We start from the raw sequence: 16,317 nt of genomic DNA, 5'->3' as shown, positions 1-16,317 counted from the left end.
AAAGATATCAAATTAGACCATCATCCGCAAATGAATAAAAATCTTTTTGAGAAACAATAATGTGATCTAAAACTTGAATATCTAAAAGAGTGGCACCTTCTTTTATTTTTCGAGTAATGTGTATATCAGACTGACTTGGAGTAAGATTTCCAGAAGGATGATTGTGAGAAAGTATCATTCCAGTTGCCATTAACTCTAAGGCACGTTTAAAAATTACTCGAATATCGACAGCGGTTTGATTAATTCCACCTCGTGAAATTTGCTCAGTTTTAATGATTCGATTTCCTTGATTGAGAAACATTACCCAAAATTCTTCGTTTGGTAAATCACCAATTTGTTGTTGTAAAATTATGGCTGCGTCTTTGCTTGAAGTAATTTTGTCGCGTTCTAAAATCTCTTGCGAATTTCGTCTTCTTCCAATTTCCATTGCTGTGATTATCGAAATTGCTTTTGCTTCTCCAACTCCTTTGAATTTGCATAAATCTACAATTGAATATTTTGCTAATTCATTCCAATTATTGTTTGCAGAATTTAAGATTCGTTTTGCTAACTCCACGGCAGATTCTTCACGATTTCCACTTCCCATGATAATCGCTAACAATTCCGCATCAGAAAGCGACGAACGCCCTTTTAAAGCTAATTTTTCGCGAGGACGATCATCTTCATTCCAGTTTTTTATCGAATTTTTATTCTCTAAGTAATCCATTTATATTAAGGGATTGATTTTGTATTTTACAATATAATAAAAAAAGCTCGAACAAATTTGTTCGAGCTTGATATTTAATAAAATAGATTTTTTATTTATTGACTTTTGCCCAAGTATCTTTAAGCGTAACAGTTCTATTGAAAATTAACTTTTCTGTAGAAGAATCACGATCTAAAGCAAAATATCCAATACGTTGAAACTGGAATTTATCCTCCACTTTGGCTTCTTTCAAAGCAGGCTCAGCAAAACCTTCTTTTACAGTTAAAGAATTTGGATTGACAAATTGTAAAAAGTCAACATCTTTCTCTGCATCTGGAGATTCAACTGTAAATAAACGATCATATTCACGCACTTCGATTGGAATATTCTCTGTTGCAGAAACCCAATGCAATGTACCTTTTACTTTACGTTTAGAAGCTTCAGTTCCACTTCCTGATTTCGTTTCAGGATCGTAAGTTGCATAGATTGTTGTGATATTCCCTTCAGCATCTTTTTCTACTCTCTCTGCTTTAATGAAATAAGCACCTTTCAAACGAACTTCATTTCCTAATGATAAACGGAAGAATTTTTTAGGCGCTTCTTCCATAAAATCTTCACGCTCGATGTAGATTTCTCTTGTAAAAGGAACGATACGAGTTCCAGCTGTTTCGTCTTCTGGATTATTCTCAATTTCTAATTCCTCTACTTGTCCTTCTGGATAATTTTCGATGATAACTTTCACTGGATCTATAACAGCAAAAACACGAGGAGCAATTTTGTTTAAATGATCACGAACAGAAAATTCTAATAACGAAATATCCAATACATTATCACGTTTTGCAACACCAGCTGTATTCCAGAAATTTTTAATCGATTCTGGCGTATAACCGCGACGACGCAAACCTGAAATTGTAGGCATACGTGGATCGTCCCAACCTGTTACAACTCCTTCTTGAACCAATTTCATCAACTTACGTTTACTTGTAATCATGTACGAAACATTACCACGAGCAAATTCGCGTTGTTTTGGTTTTTGAGGTTGATTTGGTAGTTCCACATTGTTCGCGTACCATTCGTATAAATCGCGATGATTTTTGAATTCTAATGAACATAATGAGTGTGAAATTCCTTCGATATAATCAGATTCTCCATGCGTCCAATCGTACATTGGGTACATTTTCCAAGTGTCTCCAGTACGGTGATGAGGACGTTTCAAAATACGATACATAACAGGGTCGCGCATGTTCATATTAGGAGAAGTCATATCTATTTTTGCACGTAAAACATGTGTTCCTTCTTCAAATTCTCCCGCTTTCATTCGTTCGAAAAGATCTAAATTTTCTTCAACAGAACGATTTCTGAAAGGTGATTCAATTCCTGGTTCAAAAGGTGTTTTACGTTGTTCATTAATCACTTCTGAAGACTGGTCGTCGATGTACGCTTTTCCTTCTTTAATTAATTGAACAGCCCAATCGTAAAGCTGCTGGAAATAATCAGAAGCATAGCGTTCTTCAGCCCACTCGAAACCTAACCATTTCACATCTTCGCGGATAGAATCTACGAATTCTTGCTCTTCTTTGTCAGGATTAGTGTCATCAAAACGTAAGTTTACAGGCGCATTGTAACGCTGTCCTAAACCGAAGTTTAAGCAGATTGCTTTTGCATGCCCGATATGCAAATAACCATTTGGTTCTGGTGGGAAACGAAAACGTAAATTTTCTTTCGGCATCCCGTTGGCTAAATCATCTTCGATGATTTGCTCAATAAAATTCAATGATTTTTTTTCTTCTTCCATTTTTTAATTACGATTGAGTTTGCAAAGGTACGAAATTGACAATAAATATAATGTCGAAAATTTCGGATTTTACAAATAGAAAAATTCAATCAAAAAATAGAAGTAAATAATTTATTTATAATGGATAAATTACCCCAGATAAATCTCTAATAATCCGTTAGGAACTTGGATAAGCATTGCTTTTTCTTCTCGATTAACTTCAAGAATCCATTCGTCAATCATCGGAATTAAGATTTCTTTTCCATTCGCATCTACTTCGAAATAAGCTTGCGCTGCAGAATCGTTAACAGATTTTATTGTCCCAACTTCTGTATTTGTTTGATCGTAAATTGTGAAACCAACAATTTCGTGGTAATAAAAATCTGTTCCAGAAAGTTCTGGTAATGATTTTAGAGGTAAATAAAGTTCGCGATTGATTAATTTGTCGACATCTTCGTCTTCAACATCTTCAAACTTTACTAATAATTTTGTGCCTTGATAAGGTTGAGAAGTTTCGAAAAAAAATGGAACCAGTGTACCATCTTGCTCGATGAACACTGCTTCCAAAGTATCGTATAATTCTGGTTCGTCTGTATCCAAGTGAATGATTAAATTACCTTTGAAACCATGTCTCTTTGTAATTTTACCTAAATAATAGCAATCATTTTTTGTCATTTGGAACGTCTCTGAACTTAAAAATTATTCTTCTGTAGCAACTTCTTCAGTTGTACCTTCTGCTTCTTCAGCAGGAGTTTCTTCAACTTGTGCAGCAGCTTCAGCTTCCTGAGCAGCTTTTACACGAGCTTCATTAACAGCTTTTTCAGCTTCTAATGCAGCAGCACCTGAAGTTAAACCGTCTTTTTTAGCTTGAACTTTTTCACCTTTAGCTTCTAACCAAGCGTCGAAACGTTTGTCAGCTTCTTCTTGAGAAAACGCACCTTTAGCAACACCACCTAATAAGTGTTTTTTCATAAAAGCACCTTTGTAAGATAATAAAGCTTTAGCAGTATTAGTTGGCTCAGCACCAGTTTGTAACCATTTTACAGCAGAATCAACATTTAATTCTACAGTTGCAGGGTTAGTAATTGGGTTGTAAGTACCTAATTTTTCGATGAAACGACCATCACGTTTTGCTCTTGAGTCAGCAACTACGATGTGAAAGAATGGTTTTCCTTTACGACCATGTCTTTGTAATCTAATTCTTGTAGCCATAGTATAACTAATTATTTGGGGAACTCGTCCCGTTTTACAAATTTGAGGTGCAAATATACAATATTTTTATTAAAAACACATTGTTTTGTATATTGATGACTTTTATTATCTTAGTAAGATATTTTTATAATTGATATGAGTATGAATCTATTTATTAAAAGTCTAGCCATCTTGGTTGTGATCGTTTTTTTTTCACAATGTAAGAACAGAGAGGTTAGTAAGTCTTCAAATTTGGTAACTAAAGATACATTAAATATGTCTAAGAAAGAGTTGTCAAAATATTTTGATGAACAACAAAAGAAATTGGAAAAAAAATATGATAGTCTAAATATAAAAGGAGATTCAACTAAAAATAAATCAACTGTTACAGACATCTTTGATACAACACCAATATATAATGAAACGACTAATAAGAAAAAATAACAACAAATATGAATATAAAACTACTTTTTACAGGATTACTGTCTTTAGCATATATTAATACGTATGCGCAATCTAAAAAAGAATTATCTACTTTTTTTAAAGAACAAAATGAAGTTAAGACAAATAAGTTTAAACAAAGATTAAGTAAGAGTCATTCTAATCATTCATTTAACATCTCAAACTTAGCTGAAATTACAGATTATTCTGCAGTGTTTTATCAAACGGATGATTATAGAGCAAACAATGCTTCTAATATTGATTATTTACAAAGTGGTCAAGTAGGAGGGTTCGCGTTAAATGGTGACAATATGGATATTGCTATCTTTGATGGAGGCGCAACCTTTGCTCCTCATAAAGAGTTTGGAGATAAATCTTCTACAGGACTTACAAGGGTTTCTGATCTAGAGAATAAAGTTCTTGCAATGTCTACACATGCAACGTCAGTAGCTGGTTTTATTGCTGCAGGAGGTTATTATAATGTTACATTTACTTATACAGATGGTTCTAAAGTTACTTTTAATCAAGCTGCAAAAGGAGTATTACCAAATGCAAAGATAAAATCAGCAGGTTTTTCTACTACAACGAATGGAAATATTTTTAGTAAAATATTAAATTATAATTATTATATATCGAACCATTCTTATGGAGTTAATTATGGATGGTCATATGATGCTAATGGTAGTTTGGGAAAAGGTTGGTATTATCCAGTTAATACAACGATATTTACGAAATCAAGTGATACTTTTTTCGGAACTTATTTAACTAATGATGAAAATTATGATAAAATAGTTTATGCGGACCCTAAATTTACAATAATTAAATCAGCGGGTAATTATTATGGAGATGGACCAGCCGCGAATGATACTATTCCTAAATATAGATGGGGAAATGGAGCATATCAAGCTTTTGATGGAAAAGATATTATGCCCGATATAAATTGTAAATCAGGAGCATATTGCATAGGTACAGGATCTTTAGCTAAAAATATTATTGTAGTAGGAGCTGTAAATGTACCAAATACTTCAAATAACAGAATCACATCTAAAAATGAAATAATAAGATCTAGTTATAGTAGTGTTGGGCCAAGAAAAGATGGAGCTATAAAACCAGATTTAGTTGCAGTAGGAACAAATGTAATTGCACCGACAGCTATTGCGACTGATTCAACTTCTGTAACAAGATTTACAATGGGTAGTGGGACTTCATATTCTGCACCAAAAGTGACAGGTGCGATAGGAGCGATAACGCAATTAAAAAGATTATTAAGTGGAGATAATCAGTATTATTTTTATGCAGACGAAATAAAAGCTTTATTATTACATACTACAATGGAAGCTGGTGATTTCGAAGGTCCTGATAATTGGTTTGGTTGGGGTATGTTAGATGCTAAAAAAGCTGCAGAAACTTTAGTAGATATACATAATAAAACAGGAAGTATATTAGAAAGAAATGATAAAAAATCTGGTGTAGATTACAATAAAGAAATTATAGCAACATCTAATACTGATAATGAATTAAAGGTAACACTAACCTGGATTGATCCTGCTGGTACTCCTGCTACTACTAATGATGGAGCAATAAATGATAAAACTTCAAAGATTGTAAATGATTTTGATCTAAGAGTTATTGATACTCAAACTAATGAAGTGTTTATGCCTTGGAAATTAGATTTATCAAATCCTACTGGAGCAGCAATAAAAGGAGATAATTTAGTAGATAATGTTGAACAAATTTCAATAAAATCTCCAGTTGTTGGAAGAAAGTATAAAATAGTTGTTTCGAATAAAGGAACTTTAGTTAATGAGAACAAAGTAGCTTCAGATCAAAAATATACATTACTCATTACAGGTGGTAATCCAGCAAATTTGGACACAAGTGAACTAGATAAATTAAATTCTATTTCAGTTTATCCAACAGTTACAAAAGATATTGTAAATGTACAGACGAATGAAAAAATGATAGTTGTAGATATTTTTGATATGACTGGAAAAAAAGTTTCGTCTTCGGATAAGAAGCAAATTAATATTTCAAATTTACCGACAGGTGTTTATATTATTAATATCAAAACAGATAAACAATCGGTTTCTAAAAAAATCGTAAAACAATAGAACAGTATTTTTTTCTATTAACTTAAAACTTCAATAACATTGTTATTGAAGTTTTTTATTTTAGCGTGAAATAGATTATTAAAAAATGAACAAACAAGAAATACTTATTCAGACACAAGCTTATATCAAAAAAACTTTTTTAGATGAAGGAACAGGACACGATTATTTTCACATAGAACGTGTGGTGACAAATGCGAAGAAGATTTTAGAAACTGAAAATGCAGATTCTTTTTTGGTTGAATTAGCAGCTTGGACACATGATATCGGTGATTATAAATTGCATAATGGAGTTGATAAATCGGAGGAATTAATTAGAAAATTTTTAGAATCAATTCATGTAGAGGAAGAATCAATTCAGAAAGTATTGGAAATAGTCTCGCAAGTTTCATTTAGTAAAGGAAATAAACCAACAACTATCGAGGCTGAAATTGTGCAAGATGCTGATCGTTTAGATGCAATTGGAGCGGTTGGTATTGCGCGTTGTTTTGCATATGGCGGAAGTGTAGGTAGTATTTTATATAATCCGTACGATAATTCGAAAGACGCTTCTAGCGTGCAACATTTTTATGATAAATTATTTAAATTAAAAGAGTTGATGAATACCAAAACAGCAAAAGAAATTGCTTTAAAACGTCATCAGTATATGGAAAATTTTATCGAAGAATTTTATCAAGAAGTGAAATAATATTGTAACTTATTATTCATTTAATTATCCTTAATGCAACTAAAATTTACTCTAATTTATTTGTCACTTTTATTGATATGCAGTTGTGCTTCTGTCGAGAAATATAATGCACATATTGATAAAGAGATTCCTGCGAATAAATTGAAAAAAGATGTAGATTTTGTTTATAAAAAACTAAAAAGATATCATCCAAAATTAGATTTATATACTTCTCAAGAACAAATTGATTATAAATTTGATAGTCTTAAAAAGTCAATTGATAAACCATTGAAACCAAATGATTTTTATGTCAAGTTTTTTCCGATTTTCGAAAGTTTAGAACATGGTCATACAGATATTTATCCGATATATAAACGAATAGAAAAGAGTAAGGAAAAAAAATACAAAGAATCTAAATCTGCTTTTAGTGATTATAGTTTTTTTTGGCAAAATGATTCAGTTTTTTTAGTGGCAGATTACAGTAAAATCAATCCGATTAATCAAGGTTCAGTTTTGCTTTATATAGATAGTGTTTCTACAAAGTATTTATACGATAAATATAAAAAAAGTATTTATGGAGATGGTGAAAATCAAACTTTTTCGGATAATGTCTTTAACCGAACTTTTCTCAATTATTTTACTTTAGAAAATGGAATTAAAGATTCGGTTGAATTAACTTTTAAAATGGGGAATTCAATCATCCGAAAAAAAACATTTCGTACCTATCCAAAACCTAAAAATGATAAGATTTCAGAACTACCAAAAATTACAAAAGAGCAGAAAGAAGTTGAGCGAAAAGTTAGGATAAAACAAAAGAAATACGGCTATTCTAAAAGTTCCAAAACCTATTCCAAAGATTTGACTTTTCCTACGAACGACAGTACGATTGCGGTGTTAAAAGTAACTGATTTCAGGAAAGGAAAAATACGTGAACTATATAAAGAGGTTTTTACGGATATCAAGAATCATAAAGTTCAAAATTTAGTTCTTGATCTTCGCAACAATGGTGGTGGTTACCTAAAAGATTCGCACTATTTATACGCTTATTTGGTCGATGATTCCAAGGCATTTTTAGGTGAAAAAATCGTCGCGAACAAAACCTCTTTTGGCAAGTCGTTGTACAATCTTTTTCCCGTTTATTCCTATCCGTTGCTTTGGTTGGGATCGGGTTATACTTATTTTTCGACGTCAAAAAATGCTAAAAATGAATACGAATTGCACATGCCTTTTTCGCATGTCAAAATAGATAAAGAGCTCGTGTATCACCACAATTTGTATGTCATTATAAATGGTGGTTCTTACTCTGCTTCGGCGTTGATTTCGGCTAATCTTCAACTAAAAAATCGAGCATTTTTTGTAGGTGAAGAAACGGGAGGAGATTTTAATGGAACGGTTGCTGGGTTGATGCCAAAATTTACGTTGCCCAATTCCAAACTCAAAATTTCGGTTGGTACAGTTTATCTTTCTCCTATTGAAAAGCGAGATGAACAGGCGCATGGTGTTTATCCAAACCAAGTTATTCAACCTAATTTGCAAGATAAAATTAAGCGTACGGATGCTGAACTGAAATGGATTTTAAATGATATTAAAAAAGGAAATATCGAATACAATAAAGCTTTAAAAATATAAAATCATCTCCTGAATTAAGGAGATGATTTTTATATTTTTAGCGTTTGAGCGGGCTATTCGTTACAATCTTTTTTGTAGACACCGCGTCTACAAAAAAGGATTTCCACTACTATCCCTAACGCATTTTATTTTTTGTTGAAACTACAAAAAATAAAGTTCTGAATCGTATCAAATGGCGTTTTATGATCAATTGTAAAACATTCTATTTTCTCAAAATTAGCTTCAAAAGTTGAGGTTAACGACGTTTCATCATTTTGTTTTATTTCCAAACCACTACATTTTAATGGTCCATTTGTCGAAAAAGTTCCAATAACCATTTTTCCTTTTACAGCTTTCGAGACCAAATTTTGGTACTTTTTGATGTCATTTTCTTCTATTAAAAAATGAAAAACTGCTCTATCGTGCCAAATATCGTATTGTTCTGTAGGTTCAAATTCGGTGATATCAGCAACAATCCAAGTTACTTTTTCTGCATTATTTCCTAAACGCTTTTTTGCTCTTTCCAACGCATTTGCAGAAATATCCAAAACAGAAATATTTTCATATCCTTCTTCCAATAAAAAATCGACCAACTTACTATCTCCACCACCAATATCAATAATTTTAGCTGTTTTATCAGCTCCAAAAGAATGAATAAAATTTAAAGAAGTTTCTGGTTTTTCTTGTGTTCAACTCACTTCTTCTGGAGTTTTTACTTCATATATATGTTCCCAATGAGATTTTTTATTGTCGTTCATAGCTTTTGTATTTTGTTTAGGTGCAATTTCGACTTTTTATTTAAAATGAAGCATAACAAAAATTACAGAACTGAGTCTATTTTTTCTATAAAAAACACCTTTTACTAAATATAATGGTTATTATACACTTAAATAATTTAAGCTAAATTATTGATATTGCGAAAGTGCTGTTTTGGATAAATAAAATTGATTCAGAAACTTCTTTGTAAGGAGCATTTTTACGTTGAAACTGCATATCTAAATCACCATTTTTAAGTGTTATTTCTCAAGTTTTCGTTTAATCTTCTTGTAGTTTTTTGAACGAATAATTTTTCCTTTATCTGTAATCAAAAGAGCAGCGTAATCTTTTTGTTGATTGATAAAATTCAATCCTTTTTCTTTTCCTAAAACCATGATAGAAGTGCTAAAACCATTACACATTTCAGCATCCGTCCCAATAACTGTAACCCCTGTTAATCCTGTTGAAGGATAACCAGTTTTGGGATTAATAATGTGTGAATAGCGAACTTCATCAATCAAAATAAATTTTTCGTAATCACCAGAAGTCGTAACAGCAGCATTTTTCATTGAGAGAATATCCAACATTTTATGTCGATTAAATGGATTTGTAATTCCAATTTTCCAAGGTTCTCCATTTGGTTGATTTCCCCAAGTTGTCATATCACCAGAAGCATCAATTATACCCGCTTGTATTCCTAAGTCTTGCATGAAAGTTCGTGCTTTTTGTGCTGCATAACCTTTTCCTGTTGAACCAAAACCGATTTTCATTCCAGCTTTTTTTAAGAATATTGTTGAATTTTCTTCATCTAAAATAATGTTTTGATAACCGATTTTTTCGATGGCTTTTGAAATCTCTTCCTGAGTTGGAATCTTTTCCATTGAACCATCAAATTTCCATATTTTGTCCATTGCCGCAAAGCTAATGTCAAAAGCACCATCGGTTAGTTGCGAAAAATAAATCGCACGCTTTGTTAAGTCAAAAACTTCTCGATCTACTTTTATCGCCTTTATTCCTGCATTTTGATTGACAAGAGAAACTTGCGAAGTTGGTTTCCAGTCAGAAATCAAATTCTCAATTCTAATCATTTCATCAATTGCTTTATTGATGTTTTTTTCAACGGAAATAGAATCGGAATCAACCAATGTAATTTTGAATTTACTTCCCATTAAAATTGTATCTCTAACTCCAACCGTTTGAGCATTCATCGGAGTTAGAACATACAATAGTATAAAAGTGAATATATTTTTTAGAATGAATTTCATTTTGGTTTATTCATTTGTTATTCTGAGTTTATCGAAAAGTATAAAGCTTAAAGATACCTCGACAAGCTCGGTATGACAGGTATTAGGTTATTCTGAACTTGTTTTAGGATTGCATCAAAATTATTTTTCTAGTAACAATCCGTCAAAAATTGCCCATTTGTTTTGAATTCTTCGAATGATTTATTCAAATGTTCTTGACAGATTTGTTCCAAAACTTTCTCTACATCATGTTGCATTGTGAGAGCACCACAAATCATAAGAATTCCACCATTTTGTAATGTTTCAGCAAAGAATTTAGCATCACGATTGACTAAATCCATCACATACTGTTTATTTTCTTCACGAGAAAATGCAATGTGAAATTGACTCAAATGATTCGTAAAAATTTGTTTCGTAGCAAATTCTTGATAAGATTTTGTTGTTTCATTATCATGTCTGAAACCACAGTATAAATGCGTTTCAATATTTTTTGAATTCTCATCAATCATCCCAAGAAAAGGTGCAATTCCTGTTCCGTTTGCAATCATCACAACTTTTGAAGCTTTTGGAAATCTAAAGGCTTTATTTTTTACAATTCGAGCTTTAATCGTAGAATTTTGAACCAAATTATATAAATATTGAGAACCTAATCCAAACTCATGCAATTTTACAATTAACTGTAATTTATTATCTACTTTTCCAACCGAATATAAGCGTTCTTTGTGATCACTTTCGGGATAAATTGCTAATAAATCTCCAGATTTGAATTTCTCTTTTACATCTAAAATAACTTTAAATGTAGCATCTTCTTGTGTGATTTTAGTGGTAGAAATAACCTTAACATTTTTCAGTTCTAGTGCTTTTCCAACATACATCGCAGGCGTTGTTGCTAACGGAATATCTGTCGTTTCTTTGTATGCAATGACCCAATTTGTGAATTCTTCCGGCGATTTATCATTTACTGTTTTCAAATCCAATAATTGAGTAGCCCATTTTTGATCATTCAACCATTTGTCAACTTTAACTGCATAGCCACAATAATCTGAATATGCTCTTGATCCAAATCCTACAACAGAAAATTCGATGGATTGGTTTTGTGGAAATTGTGTGATTAATTGTTCAAATTTCTTAGCATTCGCAGGCGCATCACCAATTCCATAAGTTGAGGTAAAAATGATGAGTTGTTTTGCTTTTGGATAAATTTCATATTGATTCATCTGAGCAATGAATGATTTTTTTCCGTTTGCTAAAAATTGCTCTTGAATTTTTGAAGCAAATCCAACAGTTGCACCATTTTCTGAACCAACTAAAAGGATAATTTCAGCTTCGTTGGCTTTATATTTATTTTTGCCAATTTTCGTTTTTGTACGTTTGAACGTAATTACAAATCCTGACCAAATAAAGAATAAAATGTTAAGCGAAGCAATTCCTAAAATCGCTGCCCAAATAACATTGGTGCGACCTGTATGTAAATCGATATTGAATTTTTCTACAATTGCTGAATAAGGATTCAACGATTCTGAAATAATCGCTCCATTTACTTGATTAACCGAAACCGATTTTTTTCTTAAATGAACGATAAATGGTTCTGCTTCATCATCTGGAATAAAAGGAAATTCAATCTTTTCAACACTACTTAATTTCGTGTTTTTGAAAAATTCAATGTCTTTTAAATCTTTTGGTTGTAAATTTTCTTTAGCTTGATGCTCAATTTCTTTTGGTTGACCAACTAAAGGTTCTAATCGCGCTAAGAAAATCAATGTTCCTGTTAATGCAATGATTAAAACAGGAATTAATAACCAACGTCCAGTTACAACATGAAAATATTGTGAAAAGGAGTCTTTGTTAACTTTTGTAAAGAAATTTAGAATTCCTTGTTGACGTTTTACGATTAAGATTAATCCACTTATTGAAATTAACATCAATAAAAAAGATACGACACCAACAATTGCTCGTCCTGTTTCTTTTAGAAATAATGAACGGTGCAAGGCTGTGACCCAATTGATGAAATCACTTTTTGGAACAATCTCACCAATCTTTTTTCCTGTTGTAGGATCAATGTAAGATTTGATCGAATTTCCATCTTCGTCCATCGCATCAATTGTCACAAAATCATTGTGATCAACTTTTACTTCTATTATTTCAAAATAATGCTCGCGCAAAGTTGGTAAAACTTGCGCGAGTGTTATGTTATCGAAATTTTCTACTTTGTATGCGGGCGATTTTTCGTTTATTGCATCAACAGCCAAAATTACTCCTGTGATAGATAGAATAACTAAAAATGCTGAAGATAAAATTGCAAGACTCAAATGCGCATATCTCCAAATAGATAATGTCATTTTATTGAACTTTTATAAAACGTACGGCTTTAATATAAACTGAACCTTTGATACCTGCTTTGTTGTCTAAATCCGAAGAATTTAATGCAACTTCAGCATCTTTTGCGACGTATTTTTGAGTTTCTACAGCAGATTCAAAACGTAATTTGTATCCTTTATTCAATTTTGCAGTATCAAACTCGATGACACGTGTCGCTCTCGCTCCTCCAGCAACTGAAGCACCTGTAATTCCGTTTAATTTTTCTTTTTTCTTACTATTAAATTTGTGCCATTCTTTTAACGTGTTATACCACTCGTTATCTGTTCCCAAAACACCTAAAGTTTTTTCGTATTGTCCTTTTGGATTGATTAATGAAATCACTACATAGGCTTCTTTTCCCGTGTAATTATTCATCTGAATCATTGTTTTGTATTTTGTTGTTTGTGCAAAAGTGGCAGTTGCCATTAAGATTACAACTAATCCAACTAATTTTTTGATTAAGTTAAATTTCATCTCCTTTATTATTTTAAAAAGTCAATAGACACATTATTTTTCTTTAAGAATTCGTTTTCTCCAGCCAAATCATAAGCTGTTTCGTCAAATTCTGTTTTAATATCTTTTTTCGCTCCAGCAGCAACCAAAGTTTTTAAGATTGCATCATCTTTCGCAATCAAAGCTGCTTTGTGTAACGCTGTATTTCCGTCTTCATCTTGTGTATTAAGATTCACACCTAATTCAATCGCTTTTTTCACCAAATTTACATTTCCTTTATCAACAGCGATGTGTAACAAAGTTGCACCTTTGCTTTGAGTAGCTTTAAAATCAACTTTTGCATTTGTTAATAAAGCTTGTTTTTCTGCGAATGATTCATCATTTGGTTTGAAAGAATTGAACCAATAATAAGCCAAATTATTTCCATCTTTATCTACAATATCAGCTTTAGCGCCTTTTTCTAACAATAAAGAAACGATTTGAGATGTTCCAGAAGCAACAGCTTTTGTTAAAGCTGACTCACCATTTTTATTAACCGCATTTACATTGTTTGCTTTTGATAAAAATGTATTGATTAAATCTGTATTTTTTCCTCCAGCAGCAACCATTAATGCAGTGTTTCCTTCTTTATCAGCAATTTTAGCATCAACACCTTTTGATAAGATAAAGTTGATTGTTTCTGAGTTTCCCCTGCGAGACAAAGCGTGTAATAATGTTTGTCCGTCTGGATTTAACGCTTTCGGATTTAATTTATATTTTGTAATTAATTCTTGGAAAACTTCTACGCCATTTTCTTTTGTTCTCGAACCTTGTGTGGCAAAAAATAAAGCTTGATCAGTAGGTTTAATTCCTTTCGCGATTAATTTATCTATGATTGATAAGTTTCCTAATTTTGCAGCATAATCTGCTACAGTACGTCCATTAGCGTCTTTATCACTTAATGATAAACCTTTTGAAATAAAATATTCTGTAACTTTTAAATCATCATCATTCGCAATCGCTTGCATGATTAAGTTTGAACCATCTTCTCCTTTAACTTTTGGATTGGCACCAGCTTTAATCAACGCATCGTAAACTGCGATATTCTGATTTCCAGCACTTGCTGCATATGTAATCACATCGTAACCATGGCTATCTTTGTAATGAACATCAGAACCTTTGGCTAATAAATAATTTACTAATTCTAAATTCCCCGCAGCAGCTGCCCATTGAAGATAAATTCTTGAGTGATGCGTTTTTTTATCAACAGAATTTCCTTCTTGTTCAATTAAAAATTTAGTCACATTAAAATCTGCTTTGTTGTTAATCGCTATTACAACTGGATCAAAGAAACCACCATTTTGAAAAGAAGGACTATTTCCTTTCGAAATTTCAGTTTTTACAGTTTCTATTGTTGGATTATTTTTCCAAAAACCAGCGTCCATCAACGTGTTCGTCTGAGCTTGAATAAATGAAGCGACAAGGATAGCAGCAGAAATGAATAATTTTTTCATATGAATAGAATATATTGTAATAATTATTTAGACTAATTTTAATTTGATTTCAAAAGTATTATTTTTATTTATATTAATTCTAATTAAATCAAATAAATTTGGCTAATTCTGCTAAACATCAGTTTTTTGAAAACAAAAAAGATTGCTAATCTGCAATCTTTTATATTTCTAAACTACTTTATTCAGCTCGTCTTGGACCATTTTCTCTCGATTTCAAAACGTTTTCAACATCTTCCAATTTGAAACCTTTGGCTTTCAATAAAATTAAATAGTGATACAACAAATCCGCCGCTTCATTAATAAATAAATCATCGTTGTTGTCTTTGGATTCAATCACCAATTCAACTGCTTCTTCACCTACTTTTTGTGCAACTTTATTGATTCCTCTTTTGAATAATTTATTGGTATACGAATCTGGATCATTGTCTAAATCAATTCTATCGTTAATGGTTTGTTCCAATTCATATACAAATCCATGATTTGTTTCTTCTTTAAAACAAGTCGTAGAACCCGTATGACAAGTTGGTCCAAAAGGTTTTGCTTTGATTAAAACTGTATCGTTGTCGCAATCAACTGCGATAGATTTTACTTCCAAAAAGTTGCCTGATTCTTCACCTTTTGTCCATAATCTATTTTTTGAACGAGAATAAAAGGTCACTTTTCTAATTTCTTGGGTTTTGTTAAAAGCTTCTTCGTTCATGTAACCTAACATCAGAACCTTGTTGTTAAGATAATTTTGAATAATAACGGGAACTAATCCGTCGTTACTTTTATTGAAATCGATGTTCATCGTATCGGAATATTTTGTTCTTTTAAATAACTTTTAAGTGTTGGAATTGGAATTTCACCAAAGTGAAAAATACTTGCAGCCAATCCACCACTTGCATTTGTTTGGGTAAAAACTTCTGTAAAATGCTCCATTTTTCCTGCTCCACCAGAAGCAATTACTGGAAGATTTACAGCATCAGCAACCGCTTTTGTAATATCAATTTTGAAACCAGCTTTTGTTCCATCGCCATCCATAGACGTTAACAGAATCTCGCCAGCGCCTAATTCTTCTACTTTTTTGACCCAATCTAACGTTTCCCATTCGGTTTCAATTTTTCCACCGCTTACGAAAACTTTTTGTGTTCCATTTACATCGCGAGTATCTACTGCAACGACTACACATTGCGATCCAAATCGAGCTGCTAAATCTGCAATTAATTGAGGATTTTTGACAGCCGAAGAATTAACGGAAACTTTATCTGCACCAGCTTTGATGACCGCCGAAGCATCTTCCACAGAATTAATTCCGCCACCAACTGTAAACGGAATATTAATAGCTGAAGCAATTTTTTCAACCATTTCAGCTAAGGTTTTACGTTTTTCTAAAGTCGCTGTGATATCCAAAAAGACTAATTCATCAGCACCTTCTTCTACATATTTTTTTGCTAATTCCACTGGATCTCCCGCATCGCGTAAGCCCACGAAATTAACACCTTTTACCGTTCGTCCATCTTTGATGTCGAGACATGGTATGATTCTTTTCTTCAGCAT

General features: G+C 32.1%; 15 protein-coding genes. 4 read left to right on the top strand and 11 right to left on the bottom strand.

The features are described from left to right. Window positions 1-7: 7 nt before the first annotated feature. The 4 genes from radC to G0Q09_RS02590 form a co-directional block, all read right to left on the bottom strand. Window positions 8-706, bottom strand: coding sequence for a RadC family protein (radC, locus tag G0Q09_RS02605; protein ID WP_219033875.1), 699 nt, complete (start codon window positions 704-706; stop codon window positions 8-10). 91 nt (window positions 707-797) lie between these two features. Continuing rightward, window positions 798-2,480, bottom strand: coding sequence for a glutamine--tRNA ligase/YqeY domain fusion protein (locus tag G0Q09_RS02600; RefSeq protein ID WP_038336464.1), 1,683 nt, complete (start codon window positions 2,478-2,480; stop codon window positions 798-800). 129 nt (window positions 2,481-2,609) lie between these two features. Next, window positions 2,610-3,134: a ribosome maturation factor RimM gene (rimM, locus tag G0Q09_RS02595; RefSeq protein ID WP_219033874.1), complete on the bottom strand. Its 525-nt coding sequence runs from the start codon at window positions 3,132-3,134 to the stop codon at window positions 2,610-2,612. A gap of 24 nt (window positions 3,135-3,158) precedes the next feature. Further along, window positions 3,159-3,671 carry a 30S ribosomal protein S16 gene (locus tag G0Q09_RS02590; protein WP_219033873.1) on the bottom strand — a complete coding sequence of 171 codons (513 nt, stop codon included), beginning with the start codon at window positions 3,669-3,671 and terminating at the stop codon, window positions 3,159-3,161. Between the two features lie 255 nt (window positions 3,672-3,926). On the opposite strand from G0Q09_RS02590, the gene G0Q09_RS02585 reads away from it, so the two are divergent. The 4 genes from G0Q09_RS02585 (at window position 3,927) to G0Q09_RS02570 (ending at window position 8,495) form a co-directional block, all read left to right on the top strand. Continuing rightward, a complete protein-coding gene (locus tag G0Q09_RS02585; protein ID WP_219033872.1) occupies window positions 3,927-4,094 on the top strand; it encodes a hypothetical protein in 168 nt (55 codons plus the stop codon). A gap of 8 nt (window positions 4,095-4,102) precedes the next feature. Then, window positions 4,103-6,202, top strand: coding sequence for a S8/S53 family peptidase (locus G0Q09_RS02580; protein ID WP_219033871.1), 2,100 nt, complete (start codon window positions 4,103-4,105; stop codon window positions 6,200-6,202). A gap of 85 nt (window positions 6,203-6,287) precedes the next feature. Beyond that, window positions 6,288-6,887, top strand: a complete 600-nt coding sequence (locus G0Q09_RS02575) for an HD domain-containing protein (RefSeq protein WP_219033870.1) — start codon at window positions 6,288-6,290, stop codon at window positions 6,885-6,887. A 33-nt stretch (window positions 6,888-6,920) separates the two neighbouring features. Then, the gene (locus tag G0Q09_RS02570) at window positions 6,921-8,495 is read left to right on the top strand and encodes a S41 family peptidase (RefSeq protein ID WP_219033869.1); all 1,575 of its coding nucleotides are present in this window, start codon (window positions 6,921-6,923) and stop codon (window positions 8,493-8,495) included. Between the two features lie 125 nt (window positions 8,496-8,620). On the opposite strand, the gene G0Q09_RS02565 is transcribed toward G0Q09_RS02570, so the two are convergent. From G0Q09_RS02565 to hisF, 7 genes are all read right to left on the bottom strand, one after another. Then, window positions 8,621-9,130 carry a class I SAM-dependent methyltransferase gene (locus G0Q09_RS02565; protein WP_312027047.1) on the bottom strand — a complete coding sequence of 170 codons (510 nt, stop codon included), beginning with the start codon at window positions 9,128-9,130 and terminating at the stop codon, window positions 8,621-8,623. Between the two features lie 360 nt (window positions 9,131-9,490). Further along, the gene (locus G0Q09_RS02560) at window positions 9,491-10,495 is read right to left on the bottom strand and encodes an FAD:protein FMN transferase (protein ID WP_219033868.1); all 1,005 of its coding nucleotides are present in this window, start codon (window positions 10,493-10,495) and stop codon (window positions 9,491-9,493) included. 128 nt (window positions 10,496-10,623) lie between these two features. Then, window positions 10,624-12,813, bottom strand: a complete 2,190-nt coding sequence (locus G0Q09_RS02555; RefSeq protein WP_219033867.1) for a PepSY domain-containing protein — start codon at window positions 12,811-12,813, stop codon at window positions 10,624-10,626. A 1-nt stretch (window position 12,814) separates the two neighbouring features. After that, window positions 12,815-13,306 (bottom strand): DUF2271 domain-containing protein, encoded by a 492-nt coding sequence (locus G0Q09_RS02550; RefSeq protein WP_125349871.1) that lies wholly within the window; start codon window positions 13,304-13,306, stop codon window positions 12,815-12,817. 8 nt (window positions 13,307-13,314) lie between these two features. Then, a complete protein-coding gene (locus G0Q09_RS02545; RefSeq protein WP_125349872.1) occupies window positions 13,315-14,778 on the bottom strand; it encodes an ankyrin repeat domain-containing protein in 1,464 nt (487 codons plus the stop codon). A gap of 178 nt (window positions 14,779-14,956) precedes the next feature. Beyond that, complete coding sequence (hisIE, locus tag G0Q09_RS02540) at window positions 14,957-15,568, bottom strand: bifunctional phosphoribosyl-AMP cyclohydrolase/phosphoribosyl-ATP diphosphatase HisIE (RefSeq protein ID WP_219033866.1); 612 nt, start codon at window positions 15,566-15,568, stop codon at window positions 14,957-14,959. After that, the gene (gene hisF, locus G0Q09_RS02535) at window positions 15,565-16,317 is read right to left on the bottom strand and encodes an imidazole glycerol phosphate synthase subunit HisF (RefSeq protein ID WP_219033865.1); all 753 of its coding nucleotides are present in this window, start codon (window positions 16,315-16,317) and stop codon (window positions 15,565-15,567) included. The genes hisIE and hisF overlap by 4 nt, the downstream gene beginning before the upstream one ends.

The organism is Empedobacter falsenii (assembly GCF_019308355.1).
In the GTDB taxonomy this organism is placed as follows: domain Bacteria; phylum Bacteroidota; class Bacteroidia; order Flavobacteriales; family Weeksellaceae; genus Empedobacter; species Empedobacter falsenii_B.
Note: the sequence above shows the minus strand (reverse complement) of the source record. Positions and strands in the feature narration are given on the sequence as shown.

What these genes read in the sequence shown, in the direction of transcription:
- rimM (WP_219033874.1), bottom strand. Translation starts at nt 3,134, where the DNA reads ATGACAAAAAATGATTGCTATTATTTAGGTAAAATTACAAAGAGACAT.
- G0Q09_RS02590 (WP_219033873.1), bottom strand. Translation starts at nt 3,671, where the DNA reads ATGGCTACAAGAATTAGATTACAAAGACATGGTCGTAAAGGAAAACCA.
- G0Q09_RS02575 (WP_219033870.1), top strand. Translation starts at nt 6,288, where the DNA reads ATGAACAAACAAGAAATACTTATTCAGACACAAGCTTATATCAAAAAA.
- G0Q09_RS02555 (WP_219033867.1), bottom strand. Translation starts at nt 12,813, where the DNA reads ATGACATTATCTATTTGGAGATATGCGCATTTGAGTCTTGCAATTTTA.
- radC (WP_219033875.1), bottom strand. Translation starts at nt 706, where the DNA reads ATGGATTACTTAGAGAATAAAAATTCGATAAAAAACTGGAATGAAGAT.
- G0Q09_RS02600 (WP_038336464.1), bottom strand. Translation starts at nt 2,480, where the DNA reads ATGGAAGAAGAAAAAAAATCATTGAATTTTATTGAGCAAATCATCGAA.
- G0Q09_RS02545 (WP_125349872.1), bottom strand. Translation starts at nt 14,778, where the DNA reads ATGAAAAAATTATTCATTTCTGCTGCTATCCTTGTCGCTTCATTTATT.
- hisF (WP_219033865.1), bottom strand. Translation starts at nt 16,317, where the DNA reads ATGCTGAAGAAAAGAATCATACCATGTCTCGACATCAAAGATGGACGA.
- hisIE (WP_219033866.1), bottom strand. Translation starts at nt 15,568, where the DNA reads ATGAACATCGATTTCAATAAAAGTAACGACGGATTAGTTCCCGTTATT.
- G0Q09_RS02550 (WP_125349871.1), bottom strand. Translation starts at nt 13,306, where the DNA reads ATGAAATTTAACTTAATCAAAAAATTAGTTGGATTAGTTGTAATCTTA.
- G0Q09_RS02580 (WP_219033871.1), top strand. Translation starts at nt 4,103, where the DNA reads ATGAATATAAAACTACTTTTTACAGGATTACTGTCTTTAGCATATATT.
- G0Q09_RS02560 (WP_219033868.1), bottom strand. Translation starts at nt 10,495, where the DNA reads ATGAAATTCATTCTAAAAAATATATTCACTTTTATACTATTGTATGTT.
- G0Q09_RS02585 (WP_219033872.1), top strand. Translation starts at nt 3,927, where the DNA reads ATGTCTAAGAAAGAGTTGTCAAAATATTTTGATGAACAACAAAAGAAA.
- G0Q09_RS02570 (WP_219033869.1), top strand. Translation starts at nt 6,921, where the DNA reads ATGCAACTAAAATTTACTCTAATTTATTTGTCACTTTTATTGATATGC.